This window comes from Stutzerimonas kirkiae (assembly GCF_004327335.1).
Lineage (GTDB): Bacteria > Pseudomonadota > Gammaproteobacteria > Pseudomonadales > Pseudomonadaceae > Stutzerimonas > Stutzerimonas kirkiae.
In genome coordinates, this window is record NZ_QJUO01000002.1 from 70,264 (window position 1) to 87,248 (window position 16,985).

Annotated in this window: 3 protein-coding genes; 1 reads left to right on the top strand and 2 read right to left on the bottom strand. The window is 65.1% G+C overall.

Features of this window, described 5'->3' with window-relative positions; all coding sequences use genetic code 11:
* Window positions 1-46: 46 nt before the first annotated feature.
* Window positions 47-13,264: a two-partner secretion domain-containing protein gene (locus tag DNJ95_RS01975; protein WP_131183048.1), complete on the bottom strand. Its 13,218-nt coding sequence runs from the start codon at window positions 13,262-13,264 to the stop codon at window positions 47-49.
* 16 nt (window positions 13,265-13,280) lie between these two features.
* The gene (locus DNJ95_RS01980; protein WP_207388724.1) at window positions 13,281-14,837 is read right to left on the bottom strand and encodes a ShlB/FhaC/HecB family hemolysin secretion/activation protein; all 1,557 of its coding nucleotides are present in this window, start codon (window positions 14,835-14,837) and stop codon (window positions 13,281-13,283) included.
* 544 nt (window positions 14,838-15,381) lie between these two features.
* Here DNJ95_RS01980 and DNJ95_RS01985 point away from each other — a divergent pair.
* Entirely contained in the window at window positions 15,382-16,968 is a 1,587-nt protein-coding gene (locus tag DNJ95_RS01985; RefSeq protein ID WP_131183049.1) for a sensor domain-containing diguanylate cyclase, read from the top strand.
* Window positions 16,969-16,985 lie beyond the last annotated feature (17 nt).

A 16,985-nucleotide genomic window follows, 5' to 3' on the forward strand; every position in this document is an offset into this window, starting at 1 on the left:
TTACTCGTCATCTCGTTAATTGGGTCAGTTTCCGTCACGCCGCCCATTACAGGCGGCAAGTGGCACCATCGTCTACACAGCCGATCTCCGGGTAGCCCTCGCTGGACAGCACCTCGGGCGCCCGATACGCCCCCAGCGCTTCCCGGGCCAGCCCTTCCGGTTCGACTTTACGATCGAACAGCGAGCCGGCCCGCGGCGTCGTGGATACCACGCTACCGGGCACGGTCGAAGCCACCACTTGGGGAATATAGTCATCACCGCCCCAAGGCGCTTCATTGATGAAGTAAGGCGCACGCTTGAGCGCCGAATCTATGTTGCGCGCCACCCTGCGGCCAGTCTCGCCACCGATGCTGCCGAACAGCCTGGCCGAGCCTGCGCTTGGCACGGTCAGCCGGGCGACCTGCAGCAGTTCACGATTGCCCGTGTTGCCCCAGGTCGTACCGATGTTCAATGCGCCGGTCCCGGAGGCCAGGGTCAACCAGGTGTCCGGAGCGTACAGGCCCGGCATGACGATATCGCCAGTCGTCGTGAACACGGCCTGCGCCGAGAGGATATCCGCCACGATCGCCAACTCGATACCGCCGTCGAGGATGGTGATGCTCTCCGGCAGGTAGATATGCGCACCGCCAGTCTGGGTGAAGTCGTCCTTGGCCAGGATGGCGCCGTTGAAGGTGATCGCCCCCTCGTCGTCGCTATTGTGCAAGGTCAGCGCACCGTTCTCGGCCGTGACCGGACCTTCGAAGAGGAATCCGTCACCGCTCAAGACGATACCGTCTGCGCCATCGGCCAGCAGCGCGCCGCCAAAGCGGGTCAGGCCACCTGCCGCCGCCTGCTGCACGGTCGATACATGGACATTGCCGGCGAAGTCGATGCTGTCGCCTGCCGAGAGCAGCAGGTCGCCCAGCGGCGAGGTGCCGCCGACGGCGCCCACGACCTCGATACTCGCCCCGGCATTCAGCGCCAGCGAGGAACGATCGGCGCTGTCGATGGACGAGCCGAACAGCAACGAGCCGCCCTCGCTGGTCAGCCCCTGGTCGCCGGAGAGACTCACCGCGCCTTGATACGACTGGTCGCCCGTGGTCACCAGCGAACCGCCGTTGAAGGTGGTATCACCGAGCACCGTCAGGCTGGCCAGCGGCGCGCTATCGCCCTGCTCGCCGCCGATCACCGCGGAGCCCTCGATAAGCAGTGACTGAGCCCCCGCGACCACCCCGCCGACGCCCTGGCTCAGGGTCACGCTACTGGCCTTGAGCACCGTGTCCTGGTCGATCACCAGGGTTTGGCTGTAGTACTGCGCACCGGTGGTGGCAACACCGCCCTTGACATTGCTGCTGCCACTGACGCTCAAGCTCGAGAGCGCGTCATTGGCACCGACCACGCCAAGGCTGGCATCGCCCTCGATGGTCAGCGACTGGCCACCTTCGGTCGTGGCGTCCACACCCGCCAGCAGGATGACCTCGCTGGCCTTGAGTACGGTATCGGTGGACAGGACCAGGTGCTCGCCATAGCGCTGCACCCCCGTGGTGTCGATCGGGCCAGCGGCGATTTCCAGGACGCCTCCTGCATCGGTTTCCAGTGCTGCGGCCTTCAGGCTGGCTCCAAAGTGGCTGGTGCCGGAGCTGTTCACGTTCAGGGCGCCCAGGCGCTCGCTGTCACCGACATTGCCGGAGAAGGTCACATCGCCGGCAGCGCTGTCGATGCGCAGGTCATGGCCGCCATCCAGGGTCGAGTCGAAGCCGACGCTGCCGCCCGTGGTGGTCAGGACGGTATCGCCGGCCAGTGTCACGGCACCCCGATAGGTCTGGTCGCCAGTGGTCGCCAGGGTACCGCCATTGAGCTGCGCACTGCCGCTGACCGTCAGCGAATCCAGCGGCGAGTCCTCGCCAAGCGGGCCGTCCAGCACCAGGTCACCGACGATCGACAGGCCATGCGCACCATCGGCGCCAGCCGCCAGCGTGACCTGGCTGGCGCTGAGCTGCACGTCGCTGCCCAGCGACAGCCGCTCGCCGTAGTACTGGCTGCCCGTGGTATCGATATTGGCCGAAACACTGACGCTGCCCGGATCGTCGGTATATACCGAGGCGGCCCGGACCGTAGCGCCGATATGCGACTCGCCAGCGGTTTCGATACGGATCGCGCCGACCCGTGCCAGGCTGCCGACCTGCCCCAGGAAGCGCACATCGCCGGCATCCTCGCTGACCACCAGCAGGTCGTGGCCGCCATCGACCAGCCCATCGAAGGTCACGCCGCTTTTCCGGCTGGTCAGCGTGCTGTCGCCTTGCAGCGACACGTTGCGATACAACTGCGCACCGATCGTGGTGACGACGCCACCCAGCAGCAGGTTGCCACTGCCGGTGATCGACAGGCTGGCCAGGGCATCGGTGGCCCCCACGTCACCGTTGAAGCTGACGGTACCGTTGCCGTTGGCGATGGTCAGCGCATGGTTGCCGTCCACGGCCTGCAGACTGACATCGCCGCCCGCCGTGCCGATATCCACGTCGCCGAGCAGTTGCGCCGCACCTTGCACGGTCAGGTCGCCGCCCGCGGTCAGGTAGCTGCCGCTCAGTCGGGTGGTGCCGGTGTAGTGCTGCTCGCCTGTGCTGGATGCGCCGACCAGCGTGATGTTTTGCGCCGCGATGGTCAGGCTGGCCAGACCGCTGGCAACCTGCTGCAGAGTGATATCGCCGTTGCCGGCATTCAGTACCACGCTCAGGTCGTTGCCCTGCAGGGCGCCGACGACCGTCAGGTCACCGTCCTCGGCGGTCAGGCGCAGGGTCTTGCCGGTGCCGCTGGTGGCAACGCTGTTGGCAATGAAGCCCTGGTCGTTGCTGAAGTCGATATTACCGGTGCCGCTCACGCTGAGTGCGCTCAGTTCGCCCTGGTTGTCGATCGCCAGGTCGTTGTTCAGGCTGGTCACGCTCAGGCTGCCGGCCTGGCTGTCGAGGGTGGTATCGCCGCCCAGGCTGCCGGTCAGCAGACGCAGGGTGCCGGCACTGGCGAGAAGACGACGCGGCGTCGCGCCATCGCTGAGCACATCGCCCTGGCCTTCCAGGCGCAGGTTGCCGGTGGTCGCCAGCCCGGCCTGCGGCAGGTACAGCGTGGTTCCGGCCAGCAAGGCCAGGTCGCCGCCGGCCGGAGCGAGCAACTGCCGCGCATCCAGGCTGGCGCTGCTGCTCAGGTAGACCTTGCCGGTGGCGGGCACCCGCAGGCTGCCATTGGCGATGCTCAGATCGCCGTTGTTGGCGATCGCCACCTGGCTGCCCTCGCTGCCGGTATCGAGCAGGGACAGCACCGCCACACGGGTACGCAGCGCATCGACGCTGGCGTCATCCAGCACATCGGTGACGCTGCCGATATCGCCATTGGCGCTGATCGACAGACTGTGGGCACGCACGTTGGTCGCATCGGCGGCCAGCCGGCCGACGGCTCCGGCGGACAGCAGAACCACCTGGCCATGCTGGTCGCCGGCACTCAGGCTGCCGAGCAACAGGTCGCCGCTGGCGTTCTGCAGACGGATATCGTTGCCGGCGGCATCGCTGCTGGAAACCACCGAGGCCGCGACGAGCGGTCCGGCCGCGCGGATGTCTATGGCGCCATCCTGGGTGAGGATATCGTTCAGACGCAGGCCAGCCGTGTTGCTGTCGCTCAGGTAGATACCACCCGTCCCGCTCACCTGCGCATCCAGGTAGCCGGTGTGGGTCAGCAGGGCCCGGCTGGCATCGCCGATGCCATGCACCGCGTTCAACGCCACCCGGGAGCCGATGATCAGCGAGGTCTGCCCGTCGTCGGCGCGGAGGGTGTCGCCCGACAGGCTGACGTTGCCGCTGCCCGCATTGATGTTGCCGGCGTAGAGCGCGCCGAGGGCGCTGGCATCGATATCGCCACCGGCGGACAGGATGTTGCCGAGGAACAGGCCGCTGGCCGCCCTGACGACGATATCACCGCCATTCGAGGTCACCACCGCCAGGGTCGAGGCCTCGCTCGGCGACAGGTAGATGTCGCCGCCCGCGCTGCTCACGGTAACGTTCTGGCCGATGGTATTCAGGCCGAGGCTGCTGCTGCCGACGCTATTGGCGCTGGCGATATCGATGGCCTGGCCGCGAATCGCACTGGTGGCGTCCACGGCCAAGATGTTGCTCGCACTCAACGCCACATTGCCGCTGCCGGCGTTCAGTTCATTGGCGTTCAGGATGCCGCTCGAGGACACGCTGATATCGCCGCCATTGCTGATCATGCGGGTCAACAGCAGGCTGCCGCTGGCATCGACGGAAATGTCGCCGCCATTGGTTTGCGCGTCCAGGCCACCGCTCAGGTTGTTGCTGCTCAGGTAGATATCGCCGCTGCTGCCGGTGACCCTGGCCGTCAGCGGATTGCTGCCCGAGGCGATACTGACCGCGGCCCCTCTGGAGCCGATCCCCTCGACCGCCTCCAGGATGATCGCCCCGGCATTGCTGCTGAGGCTGCCGCTGCCGGCCAGGATGCTGCCGGCGGCCTTCAGGCTCAGGGTGCTGTTGGTGCCGTAGGTCAGGCTGCCGAGGGTGATATCGCCAGCATTGCCGGTGACCACGCTCAGGTCGCCGCCGGCGCTCAGGTTGTCCAGCTTCACACTGCCCTGGTTGTACAGGTTGACCAGCCCGGGCGCACTCGCAATGAGGGTGCCGACGGCGGTACGCAAGGCCTGGCTGGAGGTGCCGATGGAGCCGGCGGTGTAGCCGCCGGAATAGTAGCGGCTGGAACGGAGGTTCAGGCTGCCGGCGGTGATCAGGGAAGTGCTGGTGCCGGTGATGCTGCCGTCCTGCTGATAGCCACTGACATTCAGCGTCACCGCGCCGCCTCCGGCATTGAGGGTGCCGATGCTCAGCGCCCGGTTGCCATTGAAGGTGAAGTCCAGGTCCCGACCGCTGTTGGACAGGTTGGTGATCGCCGAATCGGACAGGCTGGCGGTCAGGCCGCTGGCCTGCACGCTGATGACGCCACCAGCGGTATAGCTGCTGGAAGCACGGCTGATGGCCAGGCTGTCCAGGGCCTGGCTGTCGGTGACATAGATATCCTTCGGCGAGGTCAGCACCAGGATCGGCGTGGCCACATTGATACGGGCAGATGAGGTGCCGATGGAATAGGCCGTCGAGCCACTGATGTAGTTGGCCGAGAGGGCGACGCTGCCGCCGCTGACCAGATTGCCGGAGATACCGGTGATATTGCCCAGGCTGGCACTCAGCGACACCCCCGTGGCACCGCCATAGACCGTGCCGACGCTGAGCGCCCGTCCGGCGTTCAGCGTCACGCCACCGGGCGCCCTCACGTCGCTGGCGGTGAGATTGTAGCTTTCGTTCAGGGCGATGCTGCCTGTGGCGCCACGCGCGTTGCTGCGCGCGGTGGCGCTCAGTACGGTGGTACCGGCCCCATAGGCCGTGGTGGTGATGGCGCTGACGTTGCCGATGGAGCCTTCGGCGTCGAGGCTCACCGCCGTGACGTTGCTCAAGTTACCACTGACGATGGAACCACCGCTGTTGGTGACGAAAAGCCTGTTGCCGTTGAGGTTGATCGAGCCCAGGGCGATGTCGCCGACGCTGTTTTCCAGGTAGGTATCGCCGTAGGCCGTGACACCGCCCAGGGCGGCCGGATTGCTCAGGGCCAGGCGTACGCCACCGCCATAGGCGGTGGCCGAGGCGTAGGCGGCGTCGGCGCGCACCGGCTGGCCGGCCGCACCGATCGCCCCTTGTGCGCGCAGGTTCAGGCTGCCCGTGGTAATGCCATTGTTCGCATTGCCGTCACCGACGATATTCGCACCGGCGTTGTTGGTCGTCAGGTTCAGGACGCTGGTCTTGCCCAGGTCGATCTCGCCCAGCACCAGGGAGCGGCCACTGTTATAGGTCAGGCGCAGCCCCTGGTCGTCGCTGATGTTCAGGGTCGTGCCGGTGGTGGCGTCGACGGCGGAATAGGTCAGGCCCGGCGCCGTCAACTGGTAGGTCGATACCCGGTTGGTGGCCTGACGCTGGGTGTTTACCGTCAGTTCGTCGAGGTGTACGTCCGAGGCCAGGTAGTGGTCGCCGGTAACATCCAGGCTCAGGCGCGGCGCGGAGAAGCTCAGGGCGGCACCGCTGGCGCCGATGCTCGCGGCGTTGTAGCTGATGAACGACAGGCTGGCGGCGCTCAGGTGGCTGCTGGCGTCCTTGGCCAGGATATCGCCATTGACGTTGATCAGGATCAGTTGGCCGCCGTTGGCGACACCACTCGGTGAAGTATCGAGGGTGCCGAGCAGCAGGTCGTGCCAATGGCCCTGGCCGGTGAAGTTGATCCCGGTGCTGTCGGTGACGGTATCCAGGTAGGTGTCGCTGCCGTCGTCGCTGGCGACGAAGGTCAGCGTCGCGGTGGACGAACCGAATGCCGCGCCGGAAGTGATCCGGTAGCTGGCGCCCAGGTTGCCGGACTGGCTGTTGGTGAAGCTCAGTGCCGACAGGTCGAGGCTGTTGTCGACGTAGATGTCGGTGCCGGCGCTGACCCGCAGGTCCAGGGCATGGGTAGTGAAGGCGGCCTGGTCGCTGCCGATCGCCGAGGTCGCGCTGAGGCTGACCATGTCGGCATTGAGCTGCGCACCGTTGCTGGTCAGGCTGCCGCTGGCGCTCAGCCAGATATTGCGACCACGCTGGGCGTCGACCCTGGCCACGTCGATGCTGCTATCGGCGCTGAAGCTGAAGTCCAGGCCACTGGCGTCGCTGACCTCGGTCAACACGAAGCGATTGTTGGCGCTGTCGTCGACGATATCGAAGACCAGTTGCGGAGCGCTGAGCCACAGGGTGTTGGTGCGCCCGGCCTGCGCGTGGGTGCTGGTCACGTTGAGGCTGTAGAAATCCGAAACGCCGTCCACATAAATGTCATAGCCGCTGGACAGGGTCAGGTTGCGCACATCCAGTTGCAGGTGCGCGGCGGCGCTGCCGATGCTGCCGTTGCTGGCGTTCAGTTCCAGGCTGGCGGCCTCGATCGCGGCGCCATCGTAGAGGATCGAGGCACTGTTGAGGATACGACCGCTGCCCAGGGTCAGATCGCCCAGGGTCAGGTTGCCGGTGTTGGAGACATGCAGATAACCGCTGACGTTGCCGGACAGCCGTGAGGTGGTCAGCAACAGCGGCGAAGTGTTGGCGTAGATCCCTACCGTACTGGCATTGAGCGTCACTTCGCCCGCAGTGATCCGGGAAGTGCTGCTGTTCTGGCCCAGGATGCTGCCGCCGCTGGTCAGGCTGACACTGCCGCCAGTACCGGTGTTGACGGTGCCCACGCTCAGGGCGTGGCCGGTGTTCACCGTCAGCGCCAGGTTGCTGGCGACGAAATTGCCGAGCAGCAGGCCGTAGACCGAACCGCTGCTGTAACTGATGCTGTTGCTGGTGATATTGCCGGCTGTGATGTTGTAGTTGGCGCTACTGACGCTGTTGTTGATATTGGCCGTCAGCGACAGCGAGTCGAGGTTGCCGGAATTGCCGACGGTGACGTTGCCGGCGGAGTTCAACGCCAGGTTGTTGGTCACGGTATTGGTGGCGATGCTGCCCTGGTAGTTGACGGCGGACAGGCTCACGCTACCCGAGATGATGGTGCCGCCGATGATCCGCGGCAGCATGCCGGTGCTGCTGTTGTAGCTGCCGCCAGCGGTCAGGCTGACCGAGCCATTGCTGCGGCTGCCGGTGTTGACGGTGCCCACGGCGATGTCCCGGTCGCTGTTCAGGCTGAAGTCCAGGCCGGTACGCGAGACGTTGCTCAGGGTCGTGGCGGTGACACTGTCGGAGACATTGAAGGCCAGCCCGGAGGATGTCAGGCCGTACGTATAGACCGGGCTGCCCGAAGCGCTGCTGTTGTGCCGCAGGGTCAGGGCCAGGCGGCCGAGGGCGCCGCTGTTGACGATATTGAAGCTGCTGATGCTGTTTACCGTCAGGTCGCTGGTGTTCACCTTCAGCGCGGCATCGGCAGTACCGATGCGACTGTAGGTGGCATCGACCGAGGTGTTGTTCGCCGTGAGGGACACCGCTGCAGCCGTGATGCCATCGCCATCGCCGAGCTGGCTGATGGCATTGCGGCTACCGCCGCTGCTGCTCAGGCTGACACTGCCACTTGCGGCAATGCTGCCGACGGCGATGTTCTTGCGCCCGCTGAAGCTGAAGTCGAGCAGGCCGCTGCCGGAGATGTCGCCAAGCGTATGGGTGTAGGCGCCATCGTCGCTGATCGCGAAGGTCTGGCCCGCGGCGCCGATGGCGAACTGGTTGGCCGTTGCCCCACTGGCGTTGACGACCAGCGCCAAGCGGCTCAACGCGGTGTCGCTGCCGACGTGGAAATTCCCCGCCGCCTCCAGCGCCAGGTCTGTGGTGCCGGACAGCAATAGAGCGTTGTGCTCGCCACTGGCGCCGATCGAGCCGTTGGCGGCCTTCAAGGCCACGCTCTGCGCCAGGATATGCGCGCCGTTGTCGCCGCCATCGGTGACCAGGCTGCCATAGTTGCTGGTCAGGCTGACCGAGCCGCCCGCGGTGTCGATCCGGCCGATGCGAATACCTACTACACTGGCGGTGAAAGCGAAATTCAATGCCGTGTTGGCGCTGATGTCCTGCAGGTAGTAGGCGCCCGCATTCTCGCCCAGCAGGAAGCGGCCGATATTGCCATCCAGCAGGCTGATACTGGCCGCCGCGCCCTTGCCGGTCAGGCTCAGGTCGCCGAGGCTGCCCTGGTTGTCCAGGTTCATCAGGCCATTGGCACTGGCCGTCAGCTTGCTGGTCTGCAGCCCCAGGGCGGTTCCAGCGTTGCCCAGGGTGCCATTGGCATTCAGGGTGATCGCGGCCCCGCGCAGGCGCGTGGCGCTATCGCCATCGTCGAGCAATTGCCCGCTGCCGGTGAGATACAGGTCGGCGCTACCGCTCGCGGCCGCGATCTCGCCGAGCAGGAAGGTGCTGCTCAGGTTGTTCAGGGCGATGTCGCCGGTTTCGCTACGGGCGCTGACCAGGCCGCTGCTGTTGAGCCTGAGCAGGCTGCCGGCGCTGCCCAGCGCGCCCTTGGCGTCGAGGGTGATACTGGCGCCACGTAGCGCACCGCTGCTGTAGCTCATGGCACCGTTGGTGGCGGTCAGGACGATAGCGCCGCTGGCGTTGATGTCCCTGAGCAGCAGGTCGCCCTGCTCTGCGAGCAGCTTCACGTCGCCGCTGGCATAGGCCTGGAAGCTGGTCTGGTTGATGCTCGAATTGACCGGCATCTCCAGCCTCAGGTTGACATCGCCGCTGCCGGCCAGGGCGTAGATCGACTGGGCCATCAGGGCCAGTGGCGTAGCGCCGCCGATACTGCCGCCATTGGCATAGAAGTACTGGCTGCCGGCCAGCACCCGGGTAGCGGCATCGCCGTCATCGAGAATCGAACCGTTGCTGGTCAGGATCAGCGAACCCGTGCGGGTCAGGTCGATATCACCCAGGTGGAGATCGCGGTCGCCGTTGAAGGTGAAGCTCAGGCTGGTGATGTCGGTCAGCGTATTGAAATGGTAGCCGTCCGCGCCATCGGTGAGGTTCAGCACCAGGGAGGGAGCGGTCAGTCGATAGGTGTACAACGCATCCGCGACGCCGTGCCTGGCACTGATGTTCAGCGAGTACAGGTCGGCGATACCGTTCAGGTACAGGTTGCCGGCCGTGCTCAGGGCCAACGAGGAGGTATTGACGTTGAGCGCATGGCTGGCGTCGCCCAGCGATCCGGCATCCGCGCGGAGGGTGACGCTGCTGCCGGTCACGCGGGTCTGCGCGTCGCCGTCGTCGAGGATATCGCCCGCGCTGGCCCGCAGCGTCACGTTCGACGAGGTGCCGGCGCGCACCTGGCCGAGCACCAGGGTCTGGTCGCCAGTGAAGCTGAAGGTACCCAGCAGGGCGCTGTCCAGGTTGCTCAGCAGGTAGCGACTGCCATCGTCACTGATGGCAAAGTCCTGATAGGGCGAGTCGATCTCGATGACGTTGGCCTGCCCCGGGCTGGCATGGCTGTTGGCGATGACCAGGCTGGAGAGGTTGGCCTGGTTGTCGATGTAGATATCGCCGCCGCTGCTCAGGTTCAGCGACTGGGCCGTGGTCGACAGGCGCGCCGCGGCGGTCCCCAGGTGGCGCGAGGCGTCGAGGGCGATGTTGCCCGTGGCGGTGACGATGTTGCTGTCGGCAGCGCCATCGGTGAAGATCGAGCCGTCCTGGGCGATCAGGCTGACACCGCTACGGGCGCTGACGTCGCTCAGGGTGGTATCGCCGCTGGCATTGACCAGGTACACACTGCCATTGGCCGACAGCAGCCGCTCCACCGCCACGTCGCCACTCTGGTTGACATAGACGCTGCCGTAGCCCTGCACATCGATCAGGCCGGCGCCGGTGTTGATATTGATGTTGTTGCTGGAACCACTGTCCAGGGTCACGCGGCGACCGACGATACGGGTGCCGCTGCTGGAGTTGACCGCACCGCTGCCCAGCAGGCGCAACAGCACATCGGCGACGCTACCGGCATTGATATCGCCGAGGATCAGGTTGCCGCTGGCCACTTCCAGGCTGATGCCGTTGGCGGCCGTGCTGGTAGCGGAGAGCAGCCGGGCGTTGGTGCTACCCGCGGTCTTCAGGTCGATGGCGCCGTTGCCGGACGTCACATCCAGGTACGAGCTGGAACCGCTCAGGCTGGCGTAGACACCTCCCACGCCGGCATTGGCAGTGAATGTCGTGGCATTGGCGAGCAGCCGGTTGACGACGCTGCCAATGGCCCCGGCGGCGTTCAGGTTCAGGCTGCCGGCATCCAGCAGCACGCCGCTGTCGGTGATGATGTCTCCACTGCTCGCGGTCAGCGCGACCACACGGTTGCTGGCGCTCAGGCTCTTCAGGGCCAAGGTGCCGCTGCTGCTGACGGCCACGTTGCCGTTGGCGCGTGCGCTCAGCGCCAGGGCACCGCTGTTGTTCAGGTACAGGCCGCCCCCCAGGGCGGACGCCTGGATGGCGGCGCTCTCGGTCTGCAGCGGCGAATCGCTGGCGCCGATGGCAGCGGTGGCGGAAAGGTCGAGCGCGGCGGCGCGCAGCAGGTTGCCGTCGCCGGCCAGCAGGCTGCCATTGCTCGAGATGAGCGTCAGTTCGCCACTACCGACATCCAGGTGCCCCAGCAGCAGGCTGCGGTCGCCGCTGAAGCTGAAGTCCAGGCCATCCTGAACGACGCGCTGCAGGCCATAGGCATCGCCATCGGTCAGTGCGAAATCGAGGCCATCGGAACTCAACGCATAGGTATTGCTGGCATTGGGCAGGATGTGCCGGCTGCTGATCGACAGGCTGTCCAGCACCCCGCTGTTGGCCACATTCAGATGGCCGCCGCTGTGCAGGACCAGCGCCGCGGTAGCGGTGCGCAGGACGTTTTCGGCATTGCCCAAGTTGCCGCCGGCGGCCAGCAGCGATACCTTGCCGCCAGTGAGCACGGCAGCATCCGACAGGCTGGAGATGGACGCGGCGATGGACTGTACGCTGATCGCGCCAGTGCCGGCATCCAGCGCATTGCCGAGGCCGATGCCGCTGTTGGAAGTCAGCGTGATGTCCCCGCCGTTGCTGGTCAGCTTGCCGATATTGCTCAGTGTGCTGGCGGTGCCGAGGGCTTCCAGGGTGATAGCACCGCCCTGGGTGCGGATCTCGGTGGCGCTGTCGGCGAAGACGATACCGTCGCTTTGCAGGGAGCGCAGGGTGAAACTGTTGCCGAGGCCGGTCTGCAGGTCGATCAACTGGTTCGCCATCTGCTCGATGGTGATCAGCCCGTCGGCCTCCAGGGTGATGCTGGCGTTGGCCGCCTGGCTTTCCAGCCAGCCGCGGCTGACCAGGTTGCCGCTGTTCACCGCGCTGTCGGAATCGGTGATGTTCAGGGTCGCCGGGTCGATCAGCAGTTCGCCATCCTTGCCTTGGGCGGCGGACAGGTCGACGTCCCCACTCAGCACCACGACCTCGCGGCTGGACACCTCGACGAAACCACCATTGCCGCCGGCGGCACCGCCCTTGGCGGAAATATCGCCCTCGAAACGCGTATCACGCTTGGACAGCAGGGTCACCTGGCCACCGTCGCCCTTGGCGCTGGCATCGGCCTTGAGCGTCGCGCCCTTCTCCAGGGTCACGCTGCCCTCGGCCCAGGCAGCGCCTTCACTGCCATCGCTGCCCAGGGCGATGCGCCCGCCGCCGGCCTGGCCGGACGTGTCGATCGTCGCACCGCTGGCGACCGTCACATCATGGCCGGTCACCGCCACGCTGCCACCGCTTTCGCCCGCCGACGCCCCGACCGCGCTGACATCGCCCGCGATACGCACCGCACCGTCACCGCCGGAAAGCACGATCCGGCCATTCTGCGAGCCGACACTGTTGGCGGCGATCACACCGTTGGTGTTGATGACGTTGTTGACCACATCCTGGACGGCGCGGGCCGACAGCTCGATCGAACCACCGTCGGCGGAGATCTGTCCGGAGTTGATCACCAGCGCCTCGCCATCGGCGCCCTGCGGCACCTGGGTGACGACCGAACTGGCATCGAAACTGAGCAGGCCATCGCCCTGGAAGTCCAGGGTGAAGGTCTGTGCCCCACCCAGGGCGACCTTGCCGAGCCTGGCCCGGATCACCCCCGAGTTTTCCACGCCCGGCGCCACCAGGGCGGCCAGGCCGGCATCGCGGATGCTGATGTCGCCCTGGTTGACGACACGCGCATCCTGGTTGGCAGAGGCCTGGCTGAAACGGTAGTCGCCCGCCATGAAATCGACATCGTTGATATCGGCCGTGGTGGCCACCAGGCCACCGACATCGACCCGCGAGCCGGCGCCGAAAACCACCCCGTTGGGGTTGACCAGCATCACCGTGCCGTTGGCATTGAGGCTACCGAAGATCGCCGACGGATCGTTGCCGGTCACGCGGTTGAGGGTGACGCTCTTGGCGCCGGGCTGCTGGAAGTTGACCGTCTCGCCCGCGCCGATGCTGAAGCTCTGCCAGTTGATGATGGCCTTGTTCGAGGACTGGACGATGTTCAGCGTATCCGGCGTGGCCTGCACGATGCTGGCCTGGCCGGCGACGACATGGCCACCGGCCGGGTTCGCCCAGGCCTGGCCGGAAATCAGCGAACCGAGCACGGTGGCGCCAAGCAGGTTCAGCAGTGGATGCCGGCGGGTTGCCAGCACGTGCCGGGTGGCCCGGGCCAGAGGCGTCTGGTGGAAAGTCGGGACGGCAGCCTGGGACACTACCGGACGAGCGGAACGACGGAAGGAATGTCTGCTCATGATATCTCGCTCGCAATCAGTAATGGGCGATCAGGCTGAAGAAGGCGCGCGGTTCACGATCGCCTTCGGCCTGTACGTCACGGTTGAGGGGAGAAGTGATTTCAGCCGTGGCGTACAGATTCGCCAACAGGTTCACGCGCAGGCCGAGGCCGGTCGAGAAAAGGTTCTGATGCCCTTCGAAACGCGCCTCGGACTTGGACCAGACCTGGCCCGCATCATAGAAAGCGTAGTACTGGATACCATGTGGCAGGAACGGCACGCCGAAATGGTTGTAGCGCAACTCGATGAACGCCGCCCAGCCACTGTCGCCGGCCACTTCGCCATCGTCATAGGCCCGCCCGAAGCTGTAGCCGCCGAGCGCGATCTCCTCGCTGGCCAGCAGCGGGCGATTGCTGAGTTGCCCGGTCATGCTGCCGAACAGACTGAAATTGCCCGGCAACTGCTGGATACGGGTCAGGTCCAGGGTGAGCTTGGTGAAATCGCTGCGGCCATTGAAGCGCGAGGCATACGGGGAGCCCTCGTCGGTGGCGTTCATCAGGTCCAGCCCCTGGTGCAGCGTGGCACGCAGCGCAGAGATACCATCCCAGCCATCCGCCCGGTCATAGCTCACACCGCCACGCAGGATACGCAGGCGATCGCGGTTGAACGCATCGTCGGCAATATCGGTATAGACATTGCGATATTCGAACTCGCCGAACAGCCTCAGGTTCTCGCGGCGCGAACGTATCAACGGATAGCTCAGCGTGGCGACCTCGGAGATCACCTGGCTCTCGACATCCAGCTCATCCAGTTCCAGGCCGGGCTTGGAGTTGGCGAAGGAGCTGGCAAAAGACCCGCTCAGGCCATTGCTGCCGAGCTGAGCCTCATACACGCCGCCCACCGACCACGAGCGCTCCAGGGGGATCGAAGTGCGCGCGTTCAGGGTCAGGCGATCGGCGCGGCTGCCGAAGGCGTTCAGGCTGGCGCTGGCGGAAAGGCCGGCATCGCCCAGATAGCGGGAATTGCGGTTATCCAGCGCCACCCTGGAGTCCACCGCCTTGCGCTCGATGCTGACCACCAGCAGCGAACCACCCAGTTCGCTCTGCGATGGCTCCAGGCTACCGCGCACGTCCAGCCCCGCCAGATCATTGGCCAGCAGCAGGCGACGCTCGATCGCGGCGACACTGATCGGCCGCAGCTCGCGCAATGGCTCGATCAGGCGAAGAACGGCAGCCTTCGCCGGGCCGATATCGTCAGGCAGAACGACTTCGGAAACGAACCCCTCGATGACCTGGATGCGGAAACGGCCACCGTCGATCTCCTGCGCCGGCACCAGCACACGAGTCGTGACGTACCCGGCATTGCGGTATTTCACTTCCAGCTCGTTGGCGATGGCGAACAGGTCCCGCACACTCACCTGTTGCCCGATCCTGTCGAGATAGAGCGGCTCGAGCTCGGCCTTGGAAAAGACAGTCACCCCTTCGATCAGCAATTCCTCGAGCCGGAAGGTGAAGTTTTCCGCTCCGGCCGGAGCCTGCACGGCGGGAGCCTGGGGCACCAGGATCGGTGCTCCCGGCGCAATGAGTTCCGGCATCACCGGCACGGGAGCCCGCCGGCCAGGCTCGGCGGCCGATGGAAGCTGGGCCATGGCCGGGAAAGTGGCGGATAAACCTGCCAGCAACATTGCCGGGGGAAGAGCACGCAGGGAACGGTACAGACTCATTGCATCTACTCGACTGGAGGAGCGGAAAATGGTTGCCAACCGCAAACCATGCGGCCGTCGATATGGATCAAGCTCCAGACCACAATGACTGCCGCAGCGGACGTCGGCTTGCGCAGGGAGACAGCCCCGGGCACAGAGCCATGGCGTTGAGCCACTAGCCTACCCTACTTGATTCCCGCGAACCTGAGCGAATCTGAGCAAATCCGCGGCCAGGAAACAAGCAGAACCCAGCTAACCAGGCAAATGCGCATGATCCGTTCACTCCGGCAAGACTAAAGTCCAATAAGTGCCAATCGGCCGCACCCGGCCAAGAACAAAATCGAAAATTTCATCATTGAATTGTAAATTTCACTTTCAACCAATGAAACAAAAAGCCTAAGATTCGCCAACACCGCCCCAGAGCCACCCGCGCCGTATGTCCATCCAACACCTGCTCCGCTCCGATCTGCGCCGACTGATACTCCTGCTGACCATCATCAGTTCACTGGCGACCCTGGCCAACGCCATTTACGCGAGCTACCGCGTACAACGGCAACTGCTGATCGACAACACACTCGAAGCCAACCATGCCTATGCGGCCAAACTGGCCAACAGCACCGAAGATTTTCTCAAGGCCACCCTGCAGACCCTGGACTACAGCACCAGAATCCTCAGACACAACATGAATGACACGGAGCAACTGCTGGAACAGGCCATGCGTCTGCGCCTGCAGTTCAACAGCTTCAACTCGGTCGCCATCACCGACGCCGAGGGCTGGGTGCTGGCCACTTCGCCGGAGGCGCTGGCAATAAAAGGGCGCCGCCTGACGACCGCCGGCCCGGCCCAGGCGTTGCTGGAAAAACGTCCCCTGATCAGCGACCCCTATGTCGCCATCACCGGACGCCTGGTGGTCTTCATCTCGACGCCGATCTTCGACACCTCGGGCGAATACCTGGGCCTGGTCGGCGGTACGCTATACCTCAACGAAGGCAACATCCTGCACAACCTGCTCGGCAGCCATTACCACCGCGACGGTTCCTACCTGTACGCCGTCGACCGCAACCGTACCCTGCTCTATCACCCGAACCCCGACCGGATCGGCAAACGGGTCGGCCCGAACCAGGCCATAAGCGACGTGATCGCCGGCAAGGATGGCGCCTCGATCATCAGAAACAGTGAAGGAACGGAAATGCTCACGGGCTACACACCGATAGCGCTTTCCGGCTGGGGCATCGTTGCACAGCGCCCCATACAGGCCACCCTGGCCCCACTGCACGACCTGATGCTCCAGGTGCTGAAGAACTCCGCCCCCCTGGCCATACTGACACTGCTGCTGGCCGGCATCCTCGCCCGCAAGATATCCAAACCCCTCTGGCAACTGGCAAAGCACGCCGAGACGATGGACCACCCGCACAGTTCCGACTCCATCCAGCGTATCCGCTCCTGGTACTTCGAAGCCGCCGAACTGAAAAAGGCCATGCTGATCGGCATAAGCCTGCTCCAGCAGAAGATCGGCAAGCTCAACCTGGATATCCAGACCGACCCACTCACCGGACTGCAGAACAGGCGTGGCCTGGAAAGCGCACTGGAGAGCTGGGAAAGCTCACACCAGCCTTTCGCCGCCATCGCCCTGGACATCGATCACTTCAAGCAGGTCAACGACAACCACGGGCACGACATCGGCGACAGTGTCATCACCCATGTGGCCGGGCTGATGCGCGCCTGCTCGCGCAGTGCCGATATCCTCTGCCGCAGCGGCGGCGAAGAGTTTCTCATGCTGCTGCCTGACGCCACCCCGGAGGTTGCCCTGATGGTCGCCGAACGGCTGCGCGAGCGGGTCGAATCATTCCTCATCCCCCAGGTCGGGAAAATCACCATCTCGGCTGGCATCGCATTCTGGCCCAATGGCGATGCCAGCCCCAGGCGCACCCTGAAAGTCGCCGATGAAGCGCTCTACCTGGCCAAACAGAGCGGGCGCAACCAAGTGGTCGTCACCACCGACACGAACCCGAACGATCACTGAGAAGCCGCTCATCACCT